16 protein-coding genes are annotated in these 16,194 nt (G+C 57.0%); 4 read left to right on the forward strand and 12 right to left on the reverse strand.

Features of this window, described 5'->3' with window-relative positions; genetic code table 11:
* Positions 1 to 80 precede the first annotated feature (80 nt).
* On the forward strand, positions 81 to 836 hold the full coding sequence (locus tag AB3147_RS17965; protein ID WP_367352608.1) for an ABC transporter substrate-binding protein: 756 nt from the start codon (positions 81 to 83) through the stop codon (positions 834 to 836).
* Between the two features lie 72 nt (positions 837 to 908).
* On the opposite strand, the gene AB3147_RS17970 is transcribed toward AB3147_RS17965, so the two are convergent.
* The 3 genes from AB3147_RS17970 to AB3147_RS17980 all read right to left on the reverse strand — a co-directional run bounded on the left by AB3147_RS17970 (position 909) and on the right by AB3147_RS17980 (position 3,282).
* Positions 909 to 1,241 carry a zinc ribbon domain-containing protein gene (locus tag AB3147_RS17970; RefSeq protein WP_175138432.1) on the reverse strand — a complete coding sequence of 111 codons (333 nt, stop codon included), beginning with the start codon at positions 1,239 to 1,241 and terminating at the stop codon, positions 909 to 911.
* Between the two features lie 9 nt (positions 1,242 to 1,250).
* The gene (fmdA, locus tag AB3147_RS17975) at positions 1,251 to 2,480 is read right to left on the reverse strand and encodes a formamidase (RefSeq protein WP_175138433.1); all 1,230 of its coding nucleotides are present in this window, start codon (positions 2,478 to 2,480) and stop codon (positions 1,251 to 1,253) included.
* Positions 2,481 to 2,736: 256 nt separating this feature from the next.
* Positions 2,737 to 3,282, reverse strand: a complete 546-nt coding sequence (locus AB3147_RS17980) for a hypothetical protein (RefSeq protein ID WP_367352609.1) — start codon at positions 3,280 to 3,282, stop codon at positions 2,737 to 2,739.
* 24 nt (positions 3,283 to 3,306) lie between these two features.
* On the opposite strand from AB3147_RS17980, the gene AB3147_RS17985 reads away from it, so the two are divergent.
* Complete coding sequence (locus AB3147_RS17985; RefSeq protein ID WP_367352610.1) at positions 3,307 to 3,675, forward strand: hypothetical protein; 369 nt, start codon at positions 3,307 to 3,309, stop codon at positions 3,673 to 3,675.
* A gap of 159 nt (positions 3,676 to 3,834) precedes the next feature.
* Here the strand turns inward: AB3147_RS17985 and AB3147_RS17990 are convergent, their stop codons facing one another.
* Positions 3,835 to 5,325, reverse strand: a complete 1,491-nt coding sequence (locus AB3147_RS17990) for an aminotransferase class V-fold PLP-dependent enzyme (RefSeq protein ID WP_367352611.1) — start codon at positions 5,323 to 5,325, stop codon at positions 3,835 to 3,837.
* A gap of 108 nt (positions 5,326 to 5,433) precedes the next feature.
* On the opposite strand from AB3147_RS17990, the gene AB3147_RS17995 reads away from it, so the two are divergent.
* Both AB3147_RS17995 and AB3147_RS18000 read left to right on the forward strand, forming a co-directional pair.
* Entirely contained in the window at positions 5,434 to 5,907 is a 474-nt protein-coding gene (locus tag AB3147_RS17995) for an Lrp/AsnC family transcriptional regulator (RefSeq protein ID WP_255596037.1), read from the forward strand.
* A 230-nt stretch (positions 5,908 to 6,137) separates the two neighbouring features.
* Positions 6,138 to 7,799, forward strand: a complete 1,662-nt coding sequence (locus AB3147_RS18000; RefSeq protein WP_218344693.1) for an ABC-F family ATP-binding cassette domain-containing protein — start codon at positions 6,138 to 6,140, stop codon at positions 7,797 to 7,799.
* Positions 7,800 to 8,252: 453 nt separating this feature from the next.
* Here the strand turns inward: AB3147_RS18000 and AB3147_RS18005 are convergent, their stop codons facing one another.
* The 8 genes from AB3147_RS18005 to AB3147_RS18040 form a co-directional block, all read right to left on the reverse strand.
* Entirely contained in the window at positions 8,253 to 9,032 is a 780-nt protein-coding gene (locus tag AB3147_RS18005; RefSeq protein ID WP_367352612.1) for a tetratricopeptide repeat protein, read from the reverse strand.
* Positions 9,029 to 9,694, reverse strand: a complete 666-nt coding sequence (locus tag AB3147_RS18010) for a hypothetical protein (RefSeq protein ID WP_218344691.1) — start codon at positions 9,692 to 9,694, stop codon at positions 9,029 to 9,031. The genes AB3147_RS18005 and AB3147_RS18010 overlap by 4 nt, the downstream gene beginning before the upstream one ends.
* Positions 9,695 to 9,926: 232 nt before the next feature.
* Complete coding sequence (locus AB3147_RS18015) at positions 9,927 to 10,700, reverse strand: hypothetical protein (RefSeq protein ID WP_279975018.1); 774 nt, start codon at positions 10,698 to 10,700, stop codon at positions 9,927 to 9,929.
* Positions 10,701 to 12,251: 1,551 nt separating this feature from the next.
* Complete coding sequence (locus AB3147_RS18020; protein WP_367352613.1) at positions 12,252 to 12,977, reverse strand: hemagglutinin repeat-containing protein; 726 nt, start codon at positions 12,975 to 12,977, stop codon at positions 12,252 to 12,254.
* 3 nt (positions 12,978 to 12,980) lie between these two features.
* On the reverse strand, positions 12,981 to 13,253 hold the full coding sequence (locus AB3147_RS18025) for a colicin immunity domain-containing protein (RefSeq protein WP_279975019.1): 273 nt from the start codon (positions 13,251 to 13,253) through the stop codon (positions 12,981 to 12,983).
* Positions 13,250 to 14,239 (reverse strand): colicin D domain-containing protein, encoded by a 990-nt coding sequence (locus tag AB3147_RS18030; protein ID WP_367352614.1) that lies wholly within the window; start codon positions 14,237 to 14,239, stop codon positions 13,250 to 13,252. Before AB3147_RS18030 ends, AB3147_RS18025 begins: the two co-directional genes overlap by 4 nt.
* Positions 14,240 to 14,878: 639 nt before the next feature.
* Positions 14,879 to 15,649: a hypothetical protein gene (locus AB3147_RS18035; RefSeq protein WP_367352615.1), complete on the reverse strand. Its 771-nt coding sequence runs from the start codon at positions 15,647 to 15,649 to the stop codon at positions 14,879 to 14,881.
* Positions 15,650 to 15,808: 159 nt separating this feature from the next.
* The gene (locus AB3147_RS18040) at positions 15,809 to 16,150 is read right to left on the reverse strand and encodes a hypothetical protein (RefSeq protein WP_279975022.1); all 342 of its coding nucleotides are present in this window, start codon (positions 16,148 to 16,150) and stop codon (positions 15,809 to 15,811) included.
* Between the last annotated feature and the right edge of the window lie 44 nt (positions 16,151 to 16,194).

Here is a 16,194-nt window from a genome sequence, read left to right on the forward strand (position 1 = left end):
CCATCGCGCCGCCGCCAGCTTTGGGGCTATCCTCTGGCATCGACCGCGCCCGGCGGCGCGTTTCATCCAGCAAGGAAGCCATGAAGACCGATCACGAAATGCTGTCTGCCTTCGCCCCGACGGGCGCGCTGCGCGCGTCCATCAACCTGGGCAATCCCATCCTCGCCAACACCGATCCCGCCACCGGCCAGCCTGGTGGCGTGTCGGTGGACCTGGCCACTGAACTCGCGCGCCGGCTCGACGTGAAGCTGGAACTGGTGGTCTTCAAGTCCGCCGGCGAATCCGTCAATGCCGTCGCCGCCGAACAGGCCGACGTAGGCTTTTTCGCGATCGACCCGCTGCGCGGCGAACAGATCGCCTTCACCGCGCCGTATGTCGTTATCGAAGGCGCTTACCTGGTGCGCCAGGACTCGCCCATCGTCAACAAGGACGAGGTCGACCGCGCCGGCCACCGCGTCGTGGTCGGCAAGGGCAGCGCCTATGACCTGTACCTGACGCGCGAACTCAAGCAGGCCGAGATCTTTCGCGCCCCTACCTCGCCCGCCGTCGTCGACACCTTCGTGCAGGAAAACATGGAGGTCGCCGCGGGCGTCAAGCAACAGCTCGAAGCCGACGGGCAGCGTCTGGGCGGGCTGCGCCTTCTGGACGGTCACTTCATGCTGATCCGCCAGGCCATGGGCGTGCCCAAGAGCCGCGGCGCCAAGGCCAGCGCCTACCTGGCCGCCTACGTGGAAGCCATGAAGAAATCCGGCTTTGTCGCCGAAGCGCTGGCGCGCCACAAGATCCAGGGCGCCGCCGTGGCGCCGCTGGAACCGGCGGCGCAGGCCCAGGCCTAGGCTGCCTCGCGACAACCTGCCGCACCGCAGGCCGGGCGCCTTCATGCAGAGGCACCCGGGCCGCAGCGTGCGTTAGTGGCTGATCATCCAGGGCCGCGCGCCCGCGAATGACTTTGCGCCATCTCGCGATGTGCGCGTTCTTCCCCGCGAACGCCCACTGCCGCAACACCCGCAGTTCATGCCGTGCCCCGCCCGCGTGCTGCGCGGCTCATTGGCGCTGCGCTCGTTCGCCGCGTGCGCCCGGTTCATGGCCGAGGACAGCGCCGACACCGCTGGGGCACCGCCCACAATGCGGTCCGACAACGCCCCGCACTGCGGGCAGGCCGCCGGATCCCGCCACTGCGCCAACCGCCGCAGCGCGGCAAAAGCGCCGCAATCCGCGCACGCATAGTCATACATCGGCATCGTCGTCTCCTACAGATCGCGCGACAGCGGCATGTCCACATCGCCCTTGATGTGCTTGACGGGACCGCTCGCGGACGGCTGGATGTCGAAGTCGAAGATCTCGGTGGGCAGCCAGAGCGTGGCGCACGAATTGGGAATGTCCACCACGCCGCTGATGTGCCCCTGCACCGGCGCGCACCCCAGCAGCGAATAAGCCTGCGCGCCCGAATAGCCGAACTTCTTCAGGTATTCGATGGCGTTCAGGCACGCCTGCCGGTAGGCCACATTCACGTCCAGATAATGCTGCTTGCCCGCTTCATCGACGGAAATTCCCTCGAAGATCAGAAAGTCCTTATAGGCCGGCGTGATCGGACTGGGCTTGAAGATGGGGTTGCGGATCGCATACTTGTCCATGCCGCCCTTGATCAGCGATACGCGCATGTGCACCCAGCCGGCCATTTCGATGGCGCCGCAAAACGTGATCTCGCCATCGCCCTGCGAAAAATGCAGATCCCCCACCGACAGGCCGCCGCCCTTCACATACACCGGAAAGAACACCCGCGCCCCGCGCGACAAATCCTTGATGTCGCAATTGCCGCCATGCTCGCGCGGCGGAACCGTGCGCGCCCCCTCGCCCGCTGCGCGGTCGCGGTCGGCGCCCTGCAAGGCCCCCATGTGCGCGGTCTTGGGTGCTGGCGGATTGGCCAGCGGCGGCACGCGATCTGGATTGGTATCGATCAGGGCCTGCTCGCGCCGGTTCCATTCGTCCAGCAGCTTTCTGTCAGGCAGGCAGCCGATCAGCCCAGGATGGATCAGGCCCGCGAAATTGACGCCAGGGATGTGCCGGGACGACGTGAACATGCCGTGAAAGTCCCAGATCGATTTCTGCGCGTGCGGAAAATGATCGGTCAGAAAGCCGCCGCCATTGTTGCGGCTGAAAAATCCGTTGAATCCCCACAGACTGTCCGGCTTGGCGCCGATATCCAGCAGATCAACCACCAGCAGATCGCCCGGCTCTGCACCCTCCACCCCCACGGGCCCGGACAGAAAATGCACGGTCGACAAATCCACGTCCCTCACGTCATCGGCACTGTCGTCATTCTTGATCGCGCCGCCCGTCCAGTCATAGGTTTCCAAAATGAAATCGTCCCCGGGCTTCACCCACACCGCCATCGGAATATCCGGATGCCAGCGGTTGTGGATCTGCTTGTTTTCGTAGGGGGATTGTTCCAGATCGACACTGATAAGCGTGTTTGTCATTCTCTTTCATCTCCGTCGTCAAGCGTTGATAAAACAGAAGGGGTGACCGCTGGCTGTCTGAATAGAAGCAGCAACTCAGGCTTCGAGAGCCATTGATCTGTTAAGGACGGTAGGACAGATTTTCAGAGCGGTAAACTGGCTTTTTGCACAGTGACTGATGCCTGTGCCGCAGCTGCGTTGCGCAGCCCGCCGAGTATTACGCCGTAGGCAGGGTCCCATACGCGCCACGCGTCGTATGGGACCCGCCGATCACGCTTCAGCCCTGCAGAAGAATTCCCAGCCGGCTATTCCACGTGTCGCCATAACCCTTGCCAGCAACAGGAATGCGGATCAATGGCCGCTTCAGGTCGTTGGTGGAAAAGTCGAAGTGCACGTTCAGGAACGACAGGTTTCCGCTGCCCGACTTTTCAGTCCATTTGAGCTGCCACTTGCGGATGTATGAAAAGTCCAGAACTTCGCCCGGATCCTTCGCGCCATCCACCATGCACAGTTTCTGGCTTTGGGGGTCGAACGCGATGACGACCTTCTTGTCCTTGTCGCTCAGAATCAATTCGCTGTCGACACTGTCTTCCGGAAACGCCGTGCCCAACCGTTGATTGTGGTCGCGAAACTTCGCCAACAATGCCTTGTGGCGCTTCTGCTGACGACGCACCGCCCAGGCGATCACTGCAACGATCGTCAGGACAATGGAAATGAAATTGAACATGGTGCTGGCCCCCTGATGGCCGATAAATGCTGTAACGGCGTTAACGGCCGCAAAGGCAAGAAACTTTAGCCAGCAGTTATGATGCAAGCCATTCATTGCGCTCCACGAAGGTTCTTCCGCATGGCCGTCTTGCACCGCCCGTCCCTCGCCGCTGTTCTCATCATCGCCGCGTGCGCCAGCGCGCCCGCATTTGCCGACGACGGCTGCATCGCACGCGTCGATGCCGAGCTGGCCCGCATCAAACAGGCTCAGGACGTCCAACGCACGCGCGAGGCCTCAAATAATCTGGAACTGAATCGGGAGCTGTGCCAGGGCCGGCTGGACCTGCTGGACGCGCGCTTTGCCTTAAGCGACGACTTCGAGGCGTGCCGCCGCGACGGCGTGCAGTTTTCGGATCAGGTCACGCGCACGTTGACGGGCGCGTCTGAAGATCTTAGCGGCATGAAAGCCTCGTGGATCCGGACCTGCGGGCTGCACATGAAGGACTGATGACGGTATTGAAATACCGGCCGGGCATTGCGCCCGCGTTCTCATTCCCGTCGGCGGATACCGGTGCGATTCGCGCCATCGCTGCCGCCGTGTCCTGAAAAGACATCGCGATCGTGGCCGATCCAGCGGCCTCAATCGCGATCATCAACTACCTGGTTCCTATGCCGCCTGCTGGGCGGCATCGCGCGGAAAGAAAATCGCGCGGCTGGGATCAAAGCCATACAGGGACTCGTACTCCGGCGCGTCGGCCGCCAACGCAAGCACCGACTCCAGAATGAAATCCGCCTTCGCGTCCGACAGCAGCGCACTGAAGTTCAACCGCACAAAGCCGGGCTTCTCGATCTCGCGGCCCTCGAGAATGGCCTGCCGCATCTGCAGCGACTGCGCGTCGTCGATATCCAGCAGACGATGCACGTAAGGCCCCGCACACGCGCATCCGCCGCGCGCCTGAATCCCGAAGCGATCGCTCAGCATGCGCGTCACCAGTTGCTGATGCACAAACCCGCCCTTGCCGTCGCGCACCCGGAACGAAAAGATCGGCAGCCGGTTCGCCGTCAGCGAGCCCAGCAGCTCCAGACGCTCCGCGCCCTTCCAGGCCGCTAGCGCGCGCTGCACGAAGTGTGCATGGCGCTGCTGCATGAACTCGGCGCCCAGCGCTTCCTTCACCAGCACCACCAGCGCGGCGCGGATATCGCCCACCACATTCGGCGTACCCGCTTCTTCGCGCGATTCCAGACTGCCGCTGTAATCATGACCAACGGGCGATACGAACTTCACCGTGCCGCCACCCGGCCAGGTCGGTGTCGTGTCCAGCACCGCATCGCGACGCACGATCAGCACGCCCGAGGAGCCCGGGCCGCCGATGAACTTGTGCGGTGAAAACACGATGGCGTCGATCTGCGCATCGCTCGCAGGCGACATCCGGATGGGCAGGTACGGCGCGCCGCCCGCATAGTCCCACAGCATCTTCGCCCCGGCAGCCTTCACGCGCCGCGTGATGCCTTCCACATCCGCCACGATGCCCGTCACATTCGACGCCGCCGACAGCGCGCAGACGACCAGCGTCTCTTTCGGCGCATCCAGCGCCAGCGCCAACTGCGCCAGATCGGGCCCGCCTTCGCGGCTTTCTGCCAGCTCGACAATGTCAGCGCCGCATTCGCGCCAAGGCAGGATGTTCGAATGATGCTCGTACGGCCCGATGATGACCCGAACCTTCCGGCCGGCAGCCACGGCCGCCTTTACGCCGAACAGATTCACAAGCCGGTTGATCCCCGCCGTTGCGCCCGACCCCGAGAAAATCACCGCATGCTCATCGCCGGCGCCGCAGCATCGCGCAATGGCTGCGCGCGCCTCGCGCCGCAGCCGCGTAATGAAGCCCCCGCAGAACGAAGCCTCGGTGTGCGAATTGGCGTAATACGGCAGCACCTGTTCAAGCACAAAGCGTTCGACCTGCATCAGCGCCCGGCCCGACGCGACGTAGTCCGCGTAAACCAGAGGCTTCGAACCAAAAGGCCCGTCAATGCAGGCATCCTTGCCGATAAGCCCGTCGGCAAGCGCCGCCGGGATATCAGAAGTCTTCAGGCTGTCTTGGAACTGCTGCAACGGCGAAGCCGAGACGCGTACGGGCGCCTCGGCAAAAGGCATATTCATGGCGAGAGGGATCCGAAAAGTACGCAAATATCATACGATGGATGCCTTGATGAAACATCACCGTTTTTTTGCCATAAGCACGTGAAAACGGGTCATATGATCGAATCCATGGAAAAAATCGACAAGCTTGATCTAAGCATCATCTCTTGCCTGCAAAAAGACGGCGCGCTCTCGCAACGCGAGCTTGCCGACAGGGTCGGCTTGTCGCAGAACGCCTGCTGGCGCCGGCTTCAACGATTGAACGCCTGCGGCATCATCCGCGGCACCCGGGCCGAAGTCAGCCTGGTTGCGCTGGGTCTGGACCTCACTGTCTTCGTCATGATCCGCACCAGCCACCACGCCAAGGCCTGGGCCGATGGATTCCGAAAGCACGTCGAGCGTCTGCCCGAGGTCACGGAGTTCTATCGCATCGGCGGCGACTGGGACTATCTGATCAAAGTCGTGTGCCGCGGCATGGTCGGGTACGACCGGTTCTATCAGAAGCTGATCACGGACTTTGAGCTGTCCACGGTGACGGGGTTCTTCAGCATGGAAGCGATCATCGAAAACCGGCCGCCGGATCTGCGAATGCTGGAGGATTGAGGCGCGCGCGCGGGGTATCGATGGCGTTGCGTTCTGGTCGCTGGATTTCCTCGGCCTCGCTTTGAAATACACTGCTCGCGATGCGCCTAGGAACTTTCCTTTGGCACATTGCTCGAACCAACCTCATTCCCTCATCGCGGAGACCCGTCCGGCCATGACCCTCTAAGCCCTCCCCCAGATCACCGCTTGCGCTGCGCGCAACGCGTCTTATCGAATCCGGAGAGCTTCATATGGCCCAGTCTTCCCGCGCGCTCGCACCAGCGCATTCCCAGCCGCAATCCTCGGCGCCTTTCCTCAGCCTGCGTCACGTCAGCCACGCGCTGCCGGATGGACGCATCCTGCTCAACGACGTCAGCCACGACTTTGACGGCAGCAACCGCTATGGCCTTATCGGCCGCAACGGTGCGGGCAAATCCGTGCTGCTGCGTTTGGCGAACGGCGCTATGGAAACGCAATCCGGCCGAATTGTCCGCAGCGGCCGCATCGCCTACGTGCCTCAAGAACAACCGCGAACCGACGGCACCACATTGGCGGACATCGCAGGCATTGTGCTGATTCTGCGGGCCTTGTCCAGCATCGAAGCCGGCAGCACTTGCCAGTCAGACTTCGATCTGACCGACGGCCATTGGCGCATCCGCGATGAATGGACCCGCATGCTCGCCGACGCCGGCTTGCCCGCGTGGCAGCCCGATCACCCCGCCTCGATTGCCAGTGGCGGCGAGCTCACTCGCGTCGCGCTCGCTGGCGCCCTGATGCAGACCCCCGATGCCTTGCTGCTGGACGAACCCAGCAATCACCTGGACGCAGGCGCCCGCCGCTGGCTCATGGACCAGATCGACGCCTGGCGCGGCGGCTTGATCGTCGTCAGCCATGACAGAACGCTGCTGGACGCCATGTCCTGCATCGTCGAACTGGATCGCGGCACCCTCTCCGTGCATTCCGGCAACTACACAGCCTACCGTGACCATCGGGACCGTCTGAACGCCGCGCACGAAGCGTCTCTCGCTCACGCACGCAACGAACGCACTGCGACCCTGCGCACGCTGCGCCAACAGCACGACGCCCAACAACAACGTAACGCCCGCGACGCCCGCAAGGCCCGGGATGCGAACCAGGCGCCGATTCTGCTGGGGATGAAGAAGGCGAATGCCGAAGCTCATGCGGGCCGAGAGAACGTGCGGCGGCAGGACACCGTTGCCGCGTTGGACGATGCGGTAAGGCAGGCTGCTGCACAGATCGATCAATCGGCAGGCATTGCGCTCGCGCTGCCCGAAACTGCCGTGCCGCCGGGTCGCCGCGTTCTGCATCTGGAGCATGCGAAACCGCCCTATCCAGCGGACGTATGTGCGCTGACGATGACGCTGTCTGGCCCGTTCCGGTTGGCCATTCGCGGGCCGAACGGGTGCGGCAAGAGTACGTTGCTGTCTATGCTGGCTGGGGAGTTGGCTCCGCACGCGGGTGTATGCGACGTCCGTGTGCCGACGGCCATGCTGGATCAGCGGGCGTCCGTTATTCCGGAAGACAAATCGCTGCTGGAGACGCTGCAGGTGCTGGGCGCCACGTTAGCGGAAGGCGAGCTTCGCAGTCGATTGGCGTTGCTGGGCCTAGGGCCTGAGCTGGTCAATGCGCCCGCAGCGACATTGAGCGGCGGGGAGCGCCTCAAGGCGGCGCTGGCGTGCGCGTTGTGGCGGAAGACGCCTGCGCAGTTGCTATTGCTGGATGAGCCGACGAATCATCTGGATATTGAGTCGGCGGAGGCGATGGAGAAGGCGCTGCGAGCGTATCCCGGGGCGATGGTCGTGGTGTCGCATGATGAGGCGTTTTTGGAAGGGATTGCGCCTACGCATGAAATGGTTTGGGGGATCCAAGGCTGGCGGGTGACTGCGGAATGACGCATCGGCCGATGACGGATCCGTTAGAACCGATGGCCCCGATATGAGCGGGGTGAGGTTGCACTTACTCGCCACGCCTGACATCCCGAGAACAGACGCCAAACCCTCAATTGGAAGAGGAACGATTCAGACGCCACGAGTGGTACGAAAAGAATTGCTCAGGCGAGCGCGTATCAAACGAGTTCGCCTTGTGCGACTTCCTTTGCAGCACGTTTGACTACAGATCTGGTTTTGCCATGGCCCGGTAGCATCGAACACCTCAACGACGGTGAAGAACTCTTCTTAGTCGCAGCGGAAGGTGTCGATGCGTTCGTCCTTGTCCTCGCGGAGTTATCGAATGGACGCAGCAGCCAGAATAAAATCGACCGTCGGGACGTTCTTAACCTTCGAAAAAAGGCCGAGAGCATCTCATTCGCAGAAAACGGCTCGGAACAAGTCGCTCGACGACATCGATTAATCCTGCTTTACCTGAGACGGGGAAGCTTCAGGATACTTCGTCGATAATTCGGTGAACGGCGGCTCCTGAAAAACCTTTTGGTCACGCTCGCGCGCATCTGGTTTGGACTCCCTGATCAACGAGCGAACTTTGTCGACATCCGCCCGCGCCATTTCCGTCTGCTTCATCCGGTCGTAAGCGAGACCACGATAGGCATATGCCCATACATAGTCCGGTTGGTATCTCATGCCCTCAGAAAGCGCTTCTGCGGCACTCGACCAGTGCTGCAGCGCAATGAGCGAGCGTCCGAGATGGTAATAACTCGGCATGCCGGGGGTAGTGCCCTTTCCTCTAAGACCCATGTTGTTTTGGAGCATTGTCCGAAGCAACTCGACCGCCCGTTCCGGTTGTCCATCCTCCCGATAATCGCTGGCAAGTGAGATGATGTCCCAGCCCGTGCGGGAAGGCATCAAGCGCATTGATTCCTCACGGTCTGCGATGGCACGGGTGTAGTCCTTCTTTTGCGCGTGGGCAGCGGCACGCATTTGCAGCGACATCGCCCGAAATTTTGTCGGCGCGTCGGGCCAGCCCGAAAGACAATCGGACAGCAGCCGTATGACCTGGTCCGGATCCTCGAATCCTTCGCCGTCCTTGGTCAATTTAATGTTGCTTGTTTGCATGCAGGTGCGAGCGTGGCTAGTCGGTGAGCCTTCCGCTAAAGCCACCCTCGGCGTGACGGCGCATACCGAAAATAGAGCCAGGGGGACAACCAAGGTTGCTAAGTTGAGGAGTTTCATTGCGGATACTCGGCGTTGGTCAGGTCGGGACGCAACACTTGGAGCAAAGCTGGCGTCACCGAACCCTGAAGCGTGCAAAAGACGTTCGTTTGGTTGGCGGTGCCACTCTCAAGGAAAAGTACGCGCTCGACGCTTCCATTTGCAGTCACCGTACCAGTCCCAGTGTTATTCGGCCGCCATGAATCTACCGGATCGCCAATCCTACGAATTTCAGCACGAGCCCAGGTATTTCCCGCATCGACGAGTTTCTCCGACGTAGGCAGAACGCTATTTATTTTCTTGGCTACCGCGTTGAGGCTACCCTCCGCGCGGAACCCCCAGAATACGAAACCGCCAAAGTCGATATCATAGGACACTTCGTCGTGCCATGCGATAAGACGTAGCCCGTCAATAATGATTGGCTCGCTAAAGACCTGATCCCGCCCCTTTTCAGCAAGCGGATTTTCCACCGCGATGGTCGCAGCCTTTCCGCGAGTTTTTACCTTTACGCCTGTTCCTAACAAATTAGGATTTTCCTTTAGCGCATTAAAAAGCGAAGCATCGCACCTCGCGAACAGACGGAGCGCCTCAGTTGGCGACACGTGGGAATTAGTTGCCGCAGAAGCTAAGTCGGTAGTAAACAGAAGAGTCGAGGCAAGCAGTGTCGATACAAGTCTGAACATTGAAAATTCTCTTAAATTAATTATTTAATTGGTCCTGCATTAAGAGGTCACTAGCTTCCCATCTTGGCCATCCCACATCAACCCAGCAGTTCGTAAAAACCTCCAGCTCTTCTCGCAAAGACGAAAGTGTTATCTTGGCAAGAGCCAAGCCTTACGGCCTTTGTGATCGCTTGACGACTGTCGGGTACGACGACCTACAGCCTTCAGGCATTCAACCAGACAGTTGCGGTTTCTACTGAGGAAATTGAAAAGTGGGAGTTTTGTAAACGTGATCTGCAGAATTACCAGGCCTAAAAAATATATTGTCATCCAAATGATTCTTTACACGGTCTCGCACAGCATCCACCTCGGCATAGCGATCGTGCAAATCAAATAGGGATTCGGTAAGTTGAATATATACCGTTTCCGGCCCCAATTGCTCCACTCGGTATGCTGGTGCCGATAACAGTTTTTCCAGGCCGAAAAGGTTGACGTATGCCGGACCAAATATCTGAGCCCAAAGAATGTCCGGAAGTTTCTTAGACAAGGTGTGGGTAAAGACATGAATATTCCCCGCTGTTGGCGCGAACCCATTTTCGAATCCGACCATTTTGTACTCGGCCGCAACGCTATCGCAAAATGCATACTGCACACCGAACCGAACCGCTAGATGTTGAAGATAGCGAATTAACGCATCCACAGATTTTTGCGTTTCAGCTTTCACGTACATACCATGATTGGCAGACTGAGGTCCGCGCAACGGGTATGTTCTTTTTTTAAAACCACCCCACCCTTTTGGAGTGGACTTGCGTTTCCACATTATTGAATTTTCGGTATCGCCCAAGAGGTTGCGCACCTCCGCCATTGTTAGCTGCAGATTAATTGGCTCCACGAACCCCCAGCGTTCAGGACGAAATTCGGGCAAGTTTTCTAAAAAATCCTCAATAAGTCCGGAGAAAGCATCTGCATCCGCGAAGGAAGGCGTCAACAAAGCCGAACAATCGACATCTATAAAACGGGTTTTCATTTTAGATTTCCTGAGCTTGCTAGCCCATGTTGGAAAGCCATCGCTAGCATCTTCCACCAATTCAAGCATACCAGGCCGCAATGAGGAACCCGAATACTGCGGAACTGGCCCATAAATAAATCCAGTGCCGACGAAAACGCATTTCCCGCCGACCCTCCCCGCCCGCCAAAAGCCACTCCCTACCCGTTTCGGGTAGCACCTTCTGGATTGTGTTTACCTTGAAATAGTGCGCCCTGGATGCATTCTCCATGTGATACGAAAAGTAGTGACGTCACGAGTTTGCTCCCATGGGCAAACGTGTCCTATTTACCGTCACGTTTTCGCACGCTCTAAATTTCGTGACGGCCGCGGGGTCGTATTCTTTTGGCAAGTACGAACTTTTCGGAGCACACCCAGCCACAAGACCGGACAGAACAATCATCGCCAACTTTGTTTTAATTGCCGACCGACATTTCATACGCCACCTTTCATCGCAAACATTAGTAGAATCGTGTTCGCAAAAAACCATCCGCACTTGCGGTGTGCCTCACTTCCCGTACGCATCCCTTGGCGCGGCAAAGCGCAACGCCCCAATCTTTTCGCACTGATACGGGTACTCTTCAGTACACCGCTGTAACATAGTTCGGGCCAACTTGTTCGCAATGCTTGCTGCAATGTTCTGCGCTGCCTTAGAAGGACCTCGATTGGAAAATTCGCGCAGTGATATCTGGTATGTGTCTTCGGCAAGGCCCCGATACCCCCGGTCTCTGCGTCGTACAGTCGAATGTTGACGCCAACGCTGGGCGGGTACTGTTGATATCCGGCGAATCCGTTGGGTTCCCCAACGGCCACAACATACTTTGCGCCGTTAATTGCAGCGTCTTCTTTCATTGTGCTCGGCCTAGCCGTTTTCGGGTCCGACTTGCGGGTCCTAATCGTCGCCGCAATTCCCGCTGCATCCATTGCGCTTGGAAGTACGTTGTTCAACGCTGTGCATACCGCCTCGCCTGCATAAGCCGCTGGATAGGCTGTTCTCGCACCCAATATGCCAACCCCGTCGATTTTCTTTTTGAAATCGCAATCCGACGTATAAATCAACACTGGGCTGATTTTCTCTTCCGGCGCTGGATTCGAGGTTAAAGCTGCAGGCGGCGAACCCATAATGAATGAGCAGCCAGACCAGAAAGAGCGAATAAAGCAATCACAGCAAAAGTCTTCGATTTACTAAACATTGCAAGCCCATCTTAAAATTAACACCGCGGCGTGTTCAAAACAATTACCCAAGCAGAATTAATCATCGCAACCCCTAGGGAATTAACAGCCCGACGTGCGATTTACATAAGTTTAATAATGCACCGCAGCATAAAGCTATAAGTGCCGCATACCCCACCTCTAATTCCGGAAGCCTGTACATCAGCCACACCAACAAGACTGCAGTGGTGAACAATGTCGATTTCAGCCAAAACGCAAATTTTTCCCATTTTCCCGCCTTCTCCGGCCGTCCAAGCACGAGCCACGCTACAAACATTGACACCAATCCGAGCAAGACGATTCCAACACCCGTAGTCATATTTATTGTCCACCTACCCTTTTTACTAAATTCGACAAACCCCACCGACGATTCAAAACAGGATCAAAGAGTGGATCCACAGACGCTCCAAGTGAGGTGCCATTACCAATTGGAATTGCAATTTGCTTACCCGCGAATACGGGGGCATCCTTCCCGCCACCGCTGCCGCTATCGGACACGCCGATGCCGACCGTCCAGCCGCTGTTCTTGTTGGTTGAGGTGTCGGTCGAAGTCTGCGCCTGGCCAAGAAGGTGCAGGTCGTCGGTCGTGGCCAGCAGGACGTTCTCGCCGGTGACCTCGCTTCCCACGATCGACAAATTCCCGGAACAGGCGACATTCTTTTCGCCCAAGACAACGATGGAGACATTGCCGCGGCCATGATGGAAGATCCAAACGCGGTGTCTTGCGTGCGTTTGCTCCCGCTGACGGACTTGCTGGAGCTCACGCTGATCTGGATCTGTGCGCTGGCGGCCTCCGTCTGTGCGGTCGTAGCCTCTTCGCTCTTCGCCGCGTCCATCGTTCGGTTTGTCTGCACCGCCTGGTATACGGCCTGCCCGACCTTGACGGCTGCGAGACGCCCGCTCTTGGCTTCTCCAGCCTGTTGAAGCGTGCCGTGAATCTGTTGAGCCGCGCCCAGCATGCCGCCGGCCACGCTGATCTTGATTCCCGATTTCTGACGATTGAGAATGATTTGCGGCACTCCGCCTACACACCGGCCCCTTTTGCACCAATTAATCAGCGGCTATATTTGTCAGCAACCTCGCGACTTCAGATTTAAGCATTTCATCGTCAAGCTCATACTCTGCCCGTGACTCATCTGGTTCGTACATATCCGCGGCACAAAAAATACTAGACAAACACTCGTTGAGCTCAGGTTCATCAAGCTGAAGAAGCCTCCTATCTCGCTCAATTTTCCAAAGTTCAACATATGCCACAGAAAAAATCTCGGCTGTCAACCTTCCCGCCACATACGACCTTGCAAACTCCAAAATAGTCAGGCTCATCGAAGCACTCCATTTTTAATAAAATTTTCAAACTGCTGAGTGCCGGGCGAGAGCTTAAATCCTGTCACAAAATTCCCGGACGAGTCCAGCACGACAGCGTTGTTAGTCGTCGAATTAAAGAATACTTTAGAGTCTTTTACAAATCCGTATGTACCTTGTTGAGTCGTGGAATCAGAAGCCATTTGAGCTTTGATCGCAGATTCATACTGAGCAAGCGTTTCAGGATTTTTCTTTGTAGTCATCACGCCAAAATCAGATGCATGCTTGAATTTTTTATCGAGCCGTTTCTGGGTAACATTAGTCAAGGCCTCAGCAACACCATTACCTTTTGCTCCCTTAATCATGCCAGCAACGGCGCTACCCACCAGCACAGCCCTTTCGGCCACCTCCGGACTCACGCCATATCGCTTTTGGAGATCAGCGGCAATTTCAGTGTGAATAACTATGCTAGCTGCTTCGGCGTTCTGCATGAAATAAACGCCCAAGTCCCCCTTGAGAGCATCTGGAATGTCCATGCCGAGCAGTTTGTCTAACTGCTTTCGGTACTCGGTAGACTGCTCAACAAACTCGCCAAAACGTTCCCTGCAGGCGGTCGGATCGTCGGCACATACAGCTATCATGACTTCCCGAGTCTCCATGCTGAGCTCGCGAAACTTTTGCTGTACCTGATCACAATTGCCGATCGCTTCGCAGACAGACGCTTCTGCTTCAAATTGCTTAAGCTGGGACAGAGTTAGAGCGTTATTCGTCAACTCAGTCACCGCAGCAATAGTGCTCGTGGAGGGGTCCACAGAAATTGCTTCGGACATACCAGCCACAATACTGGCAATCAAGTTTCCCCGTGCTTCTCGTTCCTCCGACGACAGATCATCTCCCGAAGCCGCGCTTATCAGTTTGGCCAGCACTGAACTTGCCGCAGCTCCCATGGCACCAGCGGCATGGCACCAGCGGCACAATTTCCGCTGCTTGCCGAGGCTCCCGCGCACGCCACAACTCCATGCAGAAGGGCGCGCGCCGCATCAGAACCTGCCCCAGAGCCCATGGAATCGGCGAGCCTCTTCACCTGCGACACGCCCAAACTCTGGAGATAATTCACAGCTGCAGCTTGCACGAAGCCGGCACCGCTACCTGTCACATTACCGCTTGCCGCCGCCGAGATTGCCCCAACAATGCGGCGACAAGTACCAGACGGTCCCCACTCTCTCTAAGGCGTTATTACGTCGTCCCATCGGGGTCCAATGATCGTCAGCCGTTTCGTTTCAAACTACTGCACCATTAGTCCCCAATCCCGCCATTGTGCCCGCAGGCAGCACATGGCGTTCTTGCCCCCTATGGAATTAGGCTTTGCCCTTTGAGGGCACTTCATTTTTGATCGATTTGATCGTTAGCGTCTATCTCGGCATGCGTCGCAGAATCGCGTTAACACCAGCCACAGGTTGACCGCGCGCATTGATACTGCAAATCCTCTTTCCTTTCACTTCGAACATAACCTCCAGCCCTTCCCGCAAGGACGAAAGGCTTAACTCGGCAAGAGCCAAGCCCTGCGCCCTTTGTGAACGCGTGACGACTGTCGGGTACGACAACCTATAGACTTGAGGCATTCGGCCAGACAGTTGCGCTCCCTACTAAGGAAATTGAAAAGTGGGAATTTTGTAGACGTGATCTGCGGAATTACAAGGCTTGAAGAATATATTGTCGTCCAAATGATTTTTTACACGGTCTCGCACAGCATCAACCTCAGCATAGCGATCATGCGAATCAAATAGAGATTCGGTAAGTTGAATATATACCGTTTCCGGCCCCAGTTGCTCCACTCGGTATGCTGGTGCCGACATTAGTTTTTTCAGGCCGAAAAGTTTGACGTATGCCGGACCAAGTATCTGAGCCCAAAGAATGTCCGGAAGCGTCTTAGACAAGGTGTGGGTGAAGACGTAAATATTTCCCGCGGATGGTGCGAACCCGTTCTTGAATCCGATCATTTTGTACTCGGCCGCAACGCTATCGCAAAATGCATACTCCACGCCAAACCGAACCGCTAGATGTTGAAGATAGCGAATTAACGCATCCACAGATTTTTGCGTGTCAACTTTCACGTACATACCATGATTGGCAGACTGAGGTCCGCGCAACGGGTATGTTCTCTTTTTAAAACACCCCCATCCTTTGGGAGCGGACTTGCGTTTCCACATTATGGTATTTTCGGTATCACCTAGAAGGGTGCGCACCTCCGCCATTGTTAGTTGAAGATTTATTGGTTCCACAAACCCCCAATGTCCAGGACGAAATTCGGGCAAGTTTTCCCAAAAATCCTCGATAAGTTCGGAGAAAGCATCTGCGCCCGCGAAGGAAGGCGTGAACAAAGCCGAACAATCAACATCTATAAAGCGACCTTTCATCTAAGTTTTCCAGTTTCTGTACACCACCTCAGCATGGCACCCTCAGCTTATTCTTAACCTTATGTCCGCCCGCTATTGATAATCAACAACACGCAAGCCCCTCCCAATAATGCCGATTGCGGCATTTCTCGCGGCGCGAGCCTGCGAATCGAGAATATTTTAATGATTACCTGAAAGATCTAGGGCAACCAACAACATGATCTTTTGCAGGCGATAACGAAGCGACTTTTCATATTCTTTTACGCTAGTGACTTGGAAGTCCACCAGCTCGCCAGTGGGCCTTAACACTTCAAGGTAGACCACATCAGTACCGTTGACCAAGATCGTGTAGAAGTCCTCACTTTGATCAGGAGTCCAACCCAGTGCGAAAGCGCTGTCGATTCGACCTAACCTATTCTCCAAATTAGAGAAAATGCTATTTCCTGGCTCCCTGAACTCCTCCCACGATCTGCGGAGCTGCTGTCGGAAAGACTGTTCGGTGAGGCTTCCAATTAGTTTCATTTAATGAGTTCTGGAGTGGTACCGCAGCGCCTCTTCGGCATCCA

This window comes from Achromobacter animicus, from assembly GCF_040775605.1.
GTDB classification, from domain to species: Bacteria; Pseudomonadota; Gammaproteobacteria; order Burkholderiales; family Burkholderiaceae_B; genus Achromobacter; species Achromobacter animicus.

Coding starts and splice junctions, on each gene's coding strand:
- AB3147_RS17965 (WP_367352608.1), top strand. CDS start 81: ATGAAGACCGATCACGAAATGCTGTCTGCCTTCGCCCCGACGGGCGCG.
- AB3147_RS17970 (WP_175138432.1), bottom strand. CDS start 1,241: ATGCCGATGTATGACTATGCGTGCGCGGATTGCGGCGCTTTTGCCGCG.
- fmdA (WP_175138433.1), bottom strand. CDS start 2,480: ATGACAAACACGCTTATCAGTGTCGATCTGGAACAATCCCCCTACGAA.
- AB3147_RS17980 (WP_367352609.1), bottom strand. CDS start 3,282: ATGAATGGCTTGCATCATAACTGCTGGCTAAAGTTTCTTGCCTTTGCG.
- AB3147_RS17985 (WP_367352610.1), top strand. CDS start 3,307: ATGGCCGTCTTGCACCGCCCGTCCCTCGCCGCTGTTCTCATCATCGCC.
- AB3147_RS17990 (WP_367352611.1), bottom strand. CDS start 5,325: ATGAATATGCCTTTTGCCGAGGCGCCCGTACGCGTCTCGGCTTCGCCG.
- AB3147_RS17995 (WP_255596037.1), top strand. CDS start 5,434: ATGGAAAAAATCGACAAGCTTGATCTAAGCATCATCTCTTGCCTGCAA.
- AB3147_RS18000 (WP_218344693.1), top strand. CDS start 6,138: ATGGCCCAGTCTTCCCGCGCGCTCGCACCAGCGCATTCCCAGCCGCAA.
- AB3147_RS18005 (WP_367352612.1), bottom strand. CDS start 9,032: ATGAAACTCCTCAACTTAGCAACCTTGGTTGTCCCCCTGGCTCTATTT.
- AB3147_RS18010 (WP_218344691.1), bottom strand. CDS start 9,694: ATGTTCAGACTTGTATCGACACTGCTTGCCTCGACTCTTCTGTTTACT.
- AB3147_RS18015 (WP_279975018.1), bottom strand. CDS start 10,700: ATGAAAACCCGTTTTATAGATGTCGATTGTTCGGCTTTGTTGACGCCT.
- AB3147_RS18025 (WP_279975019.1), bottom strand. CDS start 13,253: ATGAGCCTGACTATTTTGGAGTTTGCAAGGTCGTATGTGGCGGGAAGG.
- AB3147_RS18035 (WP_367352615.1), bottom strand. CDS start 15,649: ATGAAAGGTCGCTTTATAGATGTTGATTGTTCGGCTTTGTTCACGCCT.
- AB3147_RS18040 (WP_279975022.1), bottom strand. CDS start 16,150: ATGAAACTAATTGGAAGCCTCACCGAACAGTCTTTCCGACAGCAGCTC.